The organism is Mycobacterium sp. E1214 (genome assembly GCF_001666755.1).
Classification (GTDB): Bacteria; Actinomycetota; Actinomycetes; order Mycobacteriales; family Mycobacteriaceae; genus Mycobacterium.
Genome location: NZ_LZJC01000083.1, coordinates 56,691 through 67,279 on the forward strand (window position 1 = coordinate 56,691; position 10,589 = coordinate 67,279).

Here is a 10,589-nt window from a genome sequence, read left to right on the forward strand (position 1 = left end):
CGCCGCAGCGGGGGTGGCGACGGGTCTAAAGACCCTGCAGGATCTCCCGGGCCAGCGCCGCGGTCTCCGACGGGGTCTTGCCGACCTTGACGCCGGCCGCCTCGAGCGCTTCCTTCTTGGCCGCCGCGGTGCCCGACGAGCCGGACACGATGGCGCCCGCATGGCCCATCGTCTTGCCCTCCGGCGCCGTGAAGCCCGCGACGTAGCCGACGACCGGCTTGGACACGTTGGCCTTGATGTAGTCGGCGGCGCGCTCCTCGGCGTCCCCGCCGATCTCACCGATCATCACGATGATCTTGGTGTCCGGGTCCTTCTCGAAGGCCTCGATGGCGTCGATGTGGGTGGTGCCGATCACCGGGTCACCGCCGATGCCGATCGAGGTCGAGAAGCCGAAATCGCGCAGCTCGTACATCATCTGATAGGTCAGGGTGCCCGACTTGGACACCAGCCCGACGGGGCCGGGCCCGCTGATGTTGGCCGGGGTGATGCCGGCCAACGCCTCACCCGGGGTGATGATGCCGGGACAGTTGGGCCCGATGATGCGCGTCTTCTGCCCCTTGTCGACGTTGTAGGCCCACGCATAGGCGCTGTCCTGCACCGGGATTCCCTCGGTGATGACGACCAGCAGCGGGATCTCGGCGTCGATGGCCTCGATGATCGCGTCCTTGGCGAACTTCGGCGGCACGAACACCACCGACACGTTGGCGCCGGTTTCCTTGATCGCTTCCGCGACGCTGCCGAACACCGGAAGCTCGACGTCCTTACCAACCGGGTCCACGTGCGAGACGGTAGTTCCCGCCTTGCGGGCGTTCACGCCACCGACGACCTTGGTGCCGGCCTTGAGCATCAACGCGGTGTGCTTGGTGCCCTCGCCGCCGGTGATGCCCTGGACGATGACCTTGGAGTCCTTGTTCAGGAAGATAGACATTTCTTGACTCCCTTACTTGTTCGCCAGCTCGGCGGCTTTGTCGGCGCCGGCGTCCATGGTCTCGGCCTGGATGACCAGCGGGTGGTTGGCTTGGGCCAGGATGCGGCGGCCCTCGTCGACGTTGTTGCCGTCCAGCCGGACCACCAGCGGCTTGTTGGCCTCGTCGCCGAGCATGTTCAGGGCGGTGACGATGCCGTTGGCGACCGCGTCGCACGACGTGATGCCACCGAAGACGTTCACGAAGACGCTCTTGACCTGCTTGTCGTTGAGGATGACGTCGAGCCCCGCAGCCATCACCTCGGCCGAGGCACCGCCACCGATGTCGAGGAAGTTGGCGGGCTTGACGCCGCCGTGCTTTTCACCGGCGTACGCGACGACGTCCAGCGTCGACATCACCAGGCCCGCGCCGTTGCCGATGATGCCGACGGCCCCGTCGAGCTTGACGTAGTTGAGGTCGTGTTCCTTGGCCTTGAGCTCCAGCGGGTCCGTCGCGTCGCGGTCCTCGAACTCGGCGTGTTCGGGGTGGCGGAAGTCGGCGTTGGCGTCCAGGGTGACCTTGCCGTCCAGCGCCAGGATCTGGTCGTCGGGCGTGCGCACCAGGGGGTTCACCTCGACCAGGGTCGCGTCTTCCTTGATGAAGACCTCCCAGAGCTTGGCGATGGTGATGGCCGCCTTGTCGAGCACCTCGGCGGGCAGGTGCCCCTTCTCGGCGATCTCGCGGGCGAAGGCCTCGTCCACACCCTTGCTGGCGTCGACGGGGATGCGGGCCAACCGGTCGGGCTTGGTGGCGGCCACCTCCTCGATCTCCATGCCGCCCTCCACCGAGCACATGGCCAGGTAGGTGCGGTTGGCGCGGTCGAGCAAAAAGGAGATGTAGTACTCCTCGGCGATGTCGCTGGCCTCGGCGACCAGCAGCTTCTTGACGACGTGGCCCTTGATGTCCAGGCCGAGAATGTTGTTGGCGTGTTCGTAGGCGTCGTCCGGGGTGGCTGCGTACTTGACGCCACCGGCCTTCCCGCGGCCGCCGACCTTGACCTGCGCCTTGACCATGACGGGCGCGCCGACCTCGGTGGCGATTTCCTTCGCACCCTCCGCGGTGTCGGTCACACGACCGGGCGTCGTGGGTACGTTGTGCTTAACGAACAGCTCTTTGGCTTGATATTCGAAAAGGTCCATGGACTCTCTGTCTTCGCTCGACTCGACAACTAGGCCTTGTGATGGGCGGCGCCGCACCCGGCTACCCGCTCGCACGCACTGTATCCACTGGAAAAATCGCAGCTACGGGCGCATCCACCGATGTGGCACAGCTCACGGCGCACCGAAGTCGCTTGGGTGATCCAAGTCACAAAATGGTTTGGATCGCGCGACGAGGTTGCCACCCGCGCGAGTAAGCGGATACCTTCCTAGGGTCCCAGATAACGTTATGGTCACGATACGAGGACATTTCAGCTTGTCCCAGCACCGTTTCGCTCGTTCATCCGCCGTAGACGCAGGTGTGGTGAGGGTTGGTCGTTCGGCGGGCGGCGGCCGGTGGGCCGAACCGCACCGCAACGAGGTCACCGAGATCCTACCGCTCGACGGCTTCAACTTCGACGACTTCGAATTCGCCGACGACGCCGGCGATCTCGGCGACCTGGACTTCAGCAACGACTCGACGTTCAACAACGCCGCCGAGGTGCTGCTGGCCCCCGAACTCGACGACCTCGACGACACCGACGACCTGACGCCGGCCTGGCTGGCCGCGCCGGTGACCGAGGTGCTGCCGCGGATCGTCATCTCACCGCGCACCGAGCGGCGCCTCGATCGCCCCCGCAGCAGCGACGTCGTCGCAGTGGCGCGGCGCGGCGGTCAGCACCGCAAGCAGCCGACCAGCGCGGCCCGCGGTCGCCTCCTGATCTCCGCGATGGCCGCCGGCGCGGCCGCCGCGGCGGCCCACACGGCCACCAGCCACGCCGACACCCCGAAGACCGAGCCGGTGTTGACGGCCAACGCGTCCGCGCTCACCGGCGGCGCGGGTGGGGCCACCATCCGCGGCGCGCAGGTGATCGCGATCGAGCCGGCGGCGACGGCCGCGCTGCACAACCAGGAGCTTGCCAAGGGCGTCGCCTTCGCCAACGACCGCGCGCAGCGCGAGGCGCGGCTGCAGCAGCCGCTCTATGTGATGCCGACGAAGGGCATCTTCACCTCGAACTTCGGTTACCGCTGGGGCGTGCTGCACGCCGGCATCGACCTGGCCAACGCGATCGGCACGCCGATCCTCGCGGTCTCCGACGGCGTCGTCATCGAGGCCGGCCCGGCCTCCGGCTACGGCATGCTGGTCAAGCTGCGGCACGCCGACGGCACCGTCACGCTCTACGGGCACATCAACACCGCCACGGTCAGCGTCGGCGAGCGCGTGATGGCCGGCGACCAGATCGCCACCATGGGTAACCGCGGCAACTCCACGGGCCCTCACCTGCACTTTGAGGTGCTGCAGGGCGGTACCGAGCGCATCGACCCCGTGCCGTGGCTGGCTAAGCGTGGTCTCAGCGTCGGCAACTACGCTGGCTGAGGTGACCGCGCCGAACCAACAGCCTCCCGGTCCGCGCCCGACCGAGCCCGACCCACCATCCGACTCACGGACCCGGATCATCCGTCGAGCCCCCACGGGGCCGATACCCACGACACCGGACTCGCCGACCACTCACATCCCGCGCCCGACGACGCCGGCGCCGGCCTCGAGTGCGCCCCGACCCGGCCGGCCGCGTTACGGCGCGGCGACAGCGCTCGAGCCCAGCGACCGGACGGCCGTGGCCGCCTGCGCCGTCAGCATCATCAGCGGGTGGGCGACGTCGGTGGTGGCGACCGATCTGATCGCCGGGTGGTGGCGCACCGACCGACTGTTCTGCATCGCCATCGCGTTCTTGGCGCTGGTGTTCGCGGCGACGACGGTGTCGGGCGTGATCATGGTGCTGCAGCGCCGCCCGTTCGGGCGTCAGCTTATCGTGGCCGGCGCGGTCGTGGCGGTGCTGACCTACGGCGGGGTGTTCATCGCCGGCGCCCGGGTGGCCTGGATCGTGCACGCGCTGCCGTTGTTGCCGATCGCCAGCGTGGTGCTGGCGCTGCATCCGCGCACCAAGCGCTGGCTGGGCGGCTGAACCGGCTCGTCAGAGCTTGCTGATCGGGGCGTGGTTGTGCATCAGTTTGACGCGCCCCGAGCTGCCGAAATCGATGAGTGACATGGCCGATTCGCCGGCGCCGGACACCTCCTCGACGCGACCCAGCCCGTACTTGTCGTGGCTGACCCGGTCGCCGGGCTCGAGCACCAGTAGCGGTCGCTTGGCGGACCCCGAGCGGGTGGGCGCCGCCCGCGGCGTGCCGAACCGGCCGGCGCCGCTCACCGGCGCGCTGAACGACGGCGTCGGCGCCGTGCGGCGCCACTCGATGAGTTCCTGCGGGACCTCCCGCAGGAACCGGGATTCCGGGTTGAGCATGGGCTGGCCCCAGGAGGACCGGACGATGGCCCGGCTCAGGTAGAGCCGTTGGCGGGCCCGGGTGATCCCGACGTAGGCCAGCCGGCGTTCCTCGCACAGCTCGACCGGGTCGTCCAGGGACCGCATGTGCGGGAACATCCCGTCTTCCCAGCCCGTCACGAACACCACGGGGAACTCCAGGCCCTTCGCGGTGTGCAGCGTCATCAACGTGACCATGCCGGCGCCGTCTTCGGGGATGTCGTCGGTGTCGGAGACCAGCGACACCCGCTCCAGGAACTCGGCCAGCACGCCGGTGTCGGGCACGTCCTCGTCCTGCGGGGTCTGCAGCGACTCGCCCAACGCCGCGGCGTTGGCCCGGTCGGTGCTGAATTCGTGTGCCACGCTGACGAGTTCGTTGAGGTTGTCCAGGCGTGCCAGCTCCTGGGGGTCGGTCGAGGATTCCAGCTCGCGGCGATAGCCGGTCCGCTCGAGCACGGACTCGACCAGGTCGCCGAGGTCGTCGTCCAGACGGCCCCTCAGCTCGTCGAGCAGCTCGACGAACCCCGCGATCGCCTTCTCCGCCCGCGAGTTGAGCATCGGCACCTTGCCCTCGGCCGCCGCCACCAGCGCGTCGGCGAAACTGGTGCCGGTGTTCTCGGCGTACACCGACACGCACGCCTCGGCGCGGTCGCCGATGCCGCGGCGTGGGGTGTTGAGGATGCGCCGCATGCTGACGGCGTCGCCGGGGTTGTCCAGCACCCGCAGGTAGGCGACGATGTCGCGGATCTCCTTGCGCTCATAGAAGCGCACGCCACCGACGACCTTGTAGGGGATTCCGGCACGGATGAACACCTCTTCGAAGGACCGCGACGAGTTGTTGGTCCGGTAGAAGACGGCGACGTCGTTGTAGGTGATCTCGCCCTTCTCCGCCAGCGCGTCGATCTCCTCGGCGACGAACCGGGCCTCGTCGTGCTCGTTGTCGGCGACGTAGCCCACGATCAACTCGCCGGCGCCGGCGTCGGTCCACAGCCGCTTGTCCCGGCGCCCGGTGTTGCGGGCGATCACCGAGTTGGCCGCCGACAGGATGTTCTGCGTCGACCGATAGTTCTGTTCCAGCAGGATGGTCGTCGCGTCCGGGTAGTCGCGCTCGAAGTCCTCGATGTTGCGAATGGTCGCGCCGCGGAACGCGTAGATCGACTGGTCGGCGTCACCGACCACGCACAGCTCGGCGGGCGGCACGTCGTCGGGCGACGCCTCGGCGGTGTCGGGCCGCGCTGAACCGCCCGCCTCATGCGCTGAACCGCCGCGGCCCACCAGCTCGCGCACCAGCACGTACTGCGCATGATTGGTGTCCTGATACTCGTCGACCAGGACGTGCCGGAACCGCCGGCGGTAGTGCTGGGCGATCTGCGGGAAGGCCCGCAGCACCGCGACCGTCTCCCCGATCAGGTCGTCGAAGTCCAACGCGTTGGCCGCCCGCAGCCGCCGCTGGTATTCGCCATAGACGCTGGCCACCGTCTGGGACAGCTCGTCGGAACCCTCGTTGAGGCGGCTGACCGCCTCGGCCGGGTCGATGAGCTCGTTCTTCAGGTTCGAGATGGCGTTGGCCAGCAGGCGCGGCGAGTAGCGCTTGACGTCGAGGCCCATGTCGCGGGCGATCATCTGCAAGAGCCGCCGGGAGTCGTCGGCGTCATAGATGGAGAAGTTGGAGTTCAGGCCCTCGATCAGCGAGGCCTGGTTGCGCAGGATGCGCACACAGGTGGAGTGGAAGGTGGACACCCACATGGCGCGGGCCCGGTTGCCGACCAGTCGCACCACCCGGTCGCGCATCTCGGCGGCGGCCTTGTTGGTGAAGGTGATGGCCAGCACCTGCCCGACCCCGACGCCGCGGGCCGCGATCAGGTAGGCGATGCGACGCGTCAACACCGCCGTCTTGCCGGAGCCCGCCCCCGCCACGATCAGCAGCGGTGGGCCCTCGTGCACCACCGCCTGGCGCTGTTGGGGGTTCAGCCCCTCGAGCAGTTGGTCTGCTTCGGAGGCCACTCTGGCATCTGTTGCGTGCACACTCATGTCAGTCCAAACTTACCGCTGCCCACCGACGAAAACCCCAGGCATCAGACAGGCTAGCGGCTCCGCCGGCCCGCGCGGCGCCGGTCTGAGCACTCGGCATCCGCGTGTCGGCCAGCGGCCCCCGCGAGGGCCCTCGTTACCGTCGGGTCGCCGCTCGTGGCCGTAGAATGCGCAGCTCAGCTGGGCTTTTTTGCGTGCCCGCCGCGGTTAGTGGCACACTCGATTTGTGCTCAACGTGCAGTGTCGCCGTCGCTCCTCGGCTGTGGGGTGGCGCCGTCGATTTCCCTACGGGTACCGGTTCGCGGTGCCCGTGGCCTAACTGCTTCCGCAGAGCCCCGTGGTCCGCATCCGGCATCGGGGCTCGTCTTCTGTGAGGCCCGAGACTGCATGAGACCAGAAACCCCACCACACGAAGACGCGGAGTTAGCAGAAATGAACGCAGAGACGGTTGACGCGCCCGACGCCACCAACATCGACGACCTGCGCCACGAGATCGACCGGCTGGACGCGGAGATCCTCGCCGCCGTGCAGCGGCGCACCGAGGTGTCGCAGGCGATCGGGAAGGCCCGGATGGCCTCCGGCGGGACCCGGCTGGTGCACAGCCGCGAGATGAAGGTGATCCAGCGCTACAGCACGCTCGGCCCGGAAGGCAAGGATCTGGCCATCCTGCTGCTGCGGCTGGGCAGGGGCCGGCTCGGTCACTAAAGCCCGCGGGCCCGCGGCGCACGCCTGGCTGTCGCGCCTCCGGTCGCATTAGGGTCGAAGCATGACCTCCGTGCGAACCCTGCCCGACATCACCGCGACGCCGGCGTGGGACGCCCTGCGCAGGCACCACGACCAGATCGGCGAGACCCACCTGCGCCAGTTCTTCGACGACGACCCCGACCGCGGGCGCGAACTCACCGCCTCCGTCGGCGACCTGTACATCGACTACAGCAAACATCGCGTCACCCGGGAAACGTTGCAGCTTCTGGTGGATTTGGCGCGCACGGCTAACCTCGAAGAGCGGCGCGACCAGATGTTCTCCGGTGTGCACATCAACACCTCGGAGGATCGCGCGGTGTTGCATACCGCGCTGCGGTTGCCCCGCGACGCCGAGCTGGTGGTCGACGGCCGAAACGTCGTCGCCGACGTGCACGAGGTCCTCGACCGGATGGGCGACTTTACCGACCGGTTGCGCAGCGGTGAATGGACAGGGGCCACCGGGAAAAAGATCAGCACGGTGGTCAACATCGGCATCGGCGGGTCCGACCTCGGGCCGGTGATGGTCTACCAGGCGTTGCGCCACTACGCGGACGCGGGGATCTCCGCCCGTTTCGTCTCCAACGTCGACCCGGCCGACCTCGTCGCCACCCTGGCCGACTTGGACCCCGCGACAACACTTTTCGTCGTCGCGTCGAAGACGTTCTCCACACTGGAGACCCTGACCAATGCGACCGCCGCGCGCCGGTGGCTGACCGCCGCCCTCGGCGACGCCGCCGTGTCGCAACACTTCGTCGCCGTGTCGACCAACAAGCGCCTCGTCGACGACTTCGGCATCAACACCGACAACATGTTCGGCTTCTGGGACTGGGTGGGTGGCCGCTACTCGGTGGACTCGGCGATCGGACTGTCGGTGATGGCCGCCATCGGCAAGGAGGCGTTCGCCGACTTCCTGTCCGGCTTCCATATCGTCGACCGGCACTTCAAGACCTCGCCGCTGGAATCGAACGCGCCTGTGCTGCTTGGCCTGATCGGCCTGTGGTACAACAACTTCCTGGGCGCCCAGTCCCGCGTCGTGCTGCCTTACTCCAACGACTTGGCGCGCTTCGCCGCCTACCTGCAACAGCTGACCATGGAATCCAACGGCAAGTCGACGCGCGCCGACGGCAGCCCGGTCACCACCGACACCGGCGAAATCTATTGGGGCGAGCCGGGAACCAACGGCCAGCACGCCTTCTACCAACTGCTGCACCAGGGCACCCGGTTGATCCCCGCCGACTTCATCGGCTTCAGCCAGCCCACCGACGACCTTCCCACCGCCGACGGTGACGGCAGCATGCACGACCTGTTGATGAGCAATTTCTTCGCCCAGACGCAGGTGCTGGCGTTCGGTAAGACCGCCGAGGAGATCGCCGCCGAGGGCACGCCCGCCGAGGTGGTCCCGCACAAGGTGATGCCCGGCAACCGGCCGTCCACCTCGATCCTGGCCAACCGGCTGACCCCGTCGGTGCTGGGCCAGCTGATCGCCCTGTACGAGCACCAGGTCTTCACCGAGGGAGTCATCTGGGGCATCGACTCGTTCGACCAGTGGGGGGTCGAGCTGGGCAAGACGCAGGCCAAGGCGCTGCTCCCGGTGCTCACCTCCGACTCCCCGCCCGAACCCCAGTCGGACAGCTCGACGGACGCCCTGGTGCGCCGGTACCGGACCGAACGCGGCCGCGCCGGCTGACCGTCAGGCGAAGTACTTGGTCAGCGGGGGTGGCAGCACCCGCATCAACTGCACCAGCGGCGCCCACGGCCACCACGGAACGGCGGCGCGGCCGGTCTCGCGCTCCATGGCGGCGACGAGCGCGTTGACGCCGGTTTCGTTGTCCACCATCAGCATTGTGCTGTTCGACTTGGCGGTCATCTCCGACTCGATGTAGCCCGGCTCGATGACCGTCACCCTGATGGGCCCCTTGGCGTACTCGGCGCGCAGCGACTCCCCCAGCGAGCTCAGCCCGGCCTTACTGGCGGCGTAGGCCGCCTTGACGCCGGGCACCCCCTTGTTGCCGAGCACCGACGAGATCAACACCAGGTGGCCCGAACCGCTCTTGGTGAACATCTCCAGGGCCGTCTCGATCTGCACCAGCGCGGCCACCAGATTGGTCTCGAGGGTCGCCTTGTTCGCCCACAGCTTGCCCGATCCCAGCTTGGCGCCCTTGCCGATTCCGGCGTTGACGATGACGCGGTCGATGCCGCCCAGCTCGTCACCCAGTTCGGCGAACACCTTCGGCACCTGCTCATGATCGTTGACATCCAGCGCGGCGACCGCGACGGTGATGCCCGGATACCGTTGCGTCAGTTCGGCTTTGAGCTCGTCCAGACGTTCGGTACGCCGGGCGCACAACGCCAGGTCGCGGCCCTTGGCGGCGAACGCGCGGGCCATCCCGGCGCCCAGGCCCGAACTGGCACCCGTGATGAGGATCTTCTGACGAGTCATCCGCGCAGCATATCGACAGGCGTCAACTCCCCGGGGGGAGACTACTTCAGCAACCGCGACATCCGCCGGTCCGCGAGGATCTTGCCGCCGGTCTGGCACGTCGGACAGTACTGAAAAGACTTGTCCGCGAACGCAATCTCGCGCACGGTGTCCCCGCACACCGGGCAGGGCAGCCCGGTGCGGGCGTGCACCCGCAATCCGGAGCGCTTCTCGCCTTTGAGCGTGGCCGCCCCCTGCCCCACGGAGCGGGTCACGGCGTCGCGCAGCACGGTGATCATCGCGTCGTGCAGGGTCAGCAACTGCTCGTCGGACAGCTTCCCCGCCGTCGCGAACGGCGACAGCTTGGCGACGTGCAGGATTTCGTCGCTGTAGGCGTTGCCGATCCCGGCGATCACCTTCTGATCGGTCAGCACGGTCTTGATGCGGCCGGTCTGGCCGGCCAGCACGGCGGACAGGTCGTCGACGGTCAATCCCAGCGCGTCGGGGCCCAGCGCCGCGATGCCGGGCACCTGCTCGGGGCGCTCGACCAGCCAGACCGCCAGCCGCTTCTGCGTTCCCGCCTCCGTCAGGTCGAAGCCGGGCGCCGCGCCGGGAGTGCCGAGGTGGACCCGCAACGCGATCGGGCCCTTCCCCGGCCGCAACGGCGCCGCGGCCAACTTCTCGGACCACCGCAGCCAGCCCGCCCGGGACAGGTGCGTGATCAGCGACAGCGTCTCGGTCCGCAGGCCCAGGTACTTGCCCCAGCGCTCGGCGCCCACCACCGCCTGGCCCTGCAGCGCGCTGACCGGGGGGTCGAAGGTCTTGAGCACCGACAGGGCGACGACGTCGACGCGACCGACGGGCAGGCCCACGGCGTGGCGGCGCAGGTGGTCGGCCAGGGCTTCGACCTCGGGCAGTTCGGGCACGCTCTTCAGTCTGCCGGTCTGAGCAAATAGGTGTCCATGATCCAGCCGCG

The 10,589-nt window shown here is 68.3% G+C and carries 9 protein-coding genes and 1 pseudogene; 4 read left to right on the top strand and 6 right to left on the bottom strand.

Going from position 1 to position 10,589, the window contains the following annotated elements; all coding sequences use genetic code 11:
* Window positions 1–25: 25 nt before the first annotated feature.
* Both sucD and sucC read right to left on the bottom strand, forming a co-directional pair.
* Window positions 26–928: a succinate--CoA ligase subunit alpha gene (gene sucD, locus A5700_RS10570; protein WP_068065441.1), complete on the bottom strand. Its 903-nt coding sequence runs from the start codon at window positions 926–928 to the stop codon at window positions 26–28.
* A gap of 12 nt (window positions 929–940) precedes the next feature.
* Window positions 941–2,104 (bottom strand): ADP-forming succinate--CoA ligase subunit beta, encoded by a 1,164-nt coding sequence (gene sucC / locus A5700_RS10575; protein WP_068065444.1) that lies wholly within the window; start codon window positions 2,102–2,104, stop codon window positions 941–943.
* A gap of 322 nt (window positions 2,105–2,426) precedes the next feature.
* Between sucC and A5700_RS10580 the strand changes: the two genes are divergently transcribed.
* On the top strand, window positions 2,427–3,479 hold the full coding sequence (locus A5700_RS10580; protein ID WP_231973683.1) for a M23 family metallopeptidase: 1,053 nt from the start codon (window positions 2,427–2,429) through the stop codon (window positions 3,477–3,479).
* Between the two features lies 1 nt (window position 3,480).
* Complete coding sequence (locus A5700_RS10585; RefSeq protein WP_068065447.1) at window positions 3,481–4,065, top strand: hypothetical protein; 585 nt, start codon at window positions 3,481–3,483, stop codon at window positions 4,063–4,065.
* 9 nt (window positions 4,066–4,074) lie between these two features.
* Here A5700_RS10585 and pcrA read toward each other — a convergent pair whose 3' ends face one another.
* Window positions 4,075–6,450 carry a DNA helicase PcrA gene (gene pcrA, locus A5700_RS10590; protein WP_068065450.1) on the bottom strand — a complete coding sequence of 792 codons (2,376 nt, stop codon included), beginning with the start codon at window positions 6,448–6,450 and terminating at the stop codon, window positions 4,075–4,077.
* Window positions 6,451–6,837: 387 nt separating this feature from the next.
* Here pcrA and A5700_RS10595 point away from each other — a divergent pair, with 387 nt between their 5' ends.
* Together A5700_RS10595 and pgi are read left to right on the top strand one after the other, a co-directional pair.
* Window positions 6,838–7,155: a chorismate mutase gene (locus tag A5700_RS10595; RefSeq protein ID WP_082960327.1), complete on the top strand. Its 318-nt coding sequence runs from the start codon at window positions 6,838–6,840 to the stop codon at window positions 7,153–7,155.
* A gap of 61 nt (window positions 7,156–7,216) precedes the next feature.
* Complete coding sequence (gene pgi / locus A5700_RS10600) at window positions 7,217–8,881, top strand: glucose-6-phosphate isomerase (RefSeq protein WP_068065456.1); 1,665 nt, start codon at window positions 7,217–7,219, stop codon at window positions 8,879–8,881.
* Window positions 8,882–8,884: 3 nt separating this feature from the next.
* Here the strand turns inward: pgi and A5700_RS10605 are convergent, their stop codons facing one another.
* From A5700_RS10605 to A5700_RS26965, 3 genes and pseudogenes are all read right to left on the bottom strand, one after another.
* Window positions 8,885–9,634 (bottom strand): SDR family oxidoreductase, encoded by a 750-nt coding sequence (locus A5700_RS10605; protein WP_068065459.1) that lies wholly within the window; start codon window positions 9,632–9,634, stop codon window positions 8,885–8,887.
* A gap of 41 nt (window positions 9,635–9,675) precedes the next feature.
* Complete coding sequence (locus tag A5700_RS26960) at window positions 9,676–10,143, bottom strand: zinc finger domain-containing protein (protein ID WP_231973690.1); 468 nt, start codon at window positions 10,141–10,143, stop codon at window positions 9,676–9,678.
* Window positions 10,144–10,344: 201 nt separating this feature from the next.
* Window positions 10,345–10,539, bottom strand: a pseudogene (locus tag A5700_RS26965) (DNA-formamidopyrimidine glycosylase family protein); the annotation flags it as partial.
* Window positions 10,540–10,589 lie beyond the last annotated feature (50 nt).

Coding starts and splice junctions, on each gene's coding strand:
- sucD (WP_068065441.1), bottom strand. CDS start 928: ATGTCTATCTTCCTGAACAAGGACTCCAAGGTCATCGTCCAGGGCATC.
- sucC (WP_068065444.1), bottom strand. CDS start 2,104: ATGGACCTTTTCGAATATCAAGCCAAAGAGCTGTTCGTTAAGCACAAC.
- pcrA (WP_068065450.1), bottom strand. CDS start 6,450: ATGAGTGTGCACGCAACAGATGCCAGAGTGGCCTCCGAAGCAGACCAA.
- A5700_RS10595 (WP_082960327.1), top strand. CDS start 6,838: ATGAGACCAGAAACCCCACCACACGAAGACGCGGAGTTAGCAGAAATG.
- pgi (WP_068065456.1), top strand. CDS start 7,217: ATGACCTCCGTGCGAACCCTGCCCGACATCACCGCGACGCCGGCGTGG.
- A5700_RS10605 (WP_068065459.1), bottom strand. CDS start 9,634: ATGACTCGTCAGAAGATCCTCATCACGGGTGCCAGTTCGGGCCTGGGC.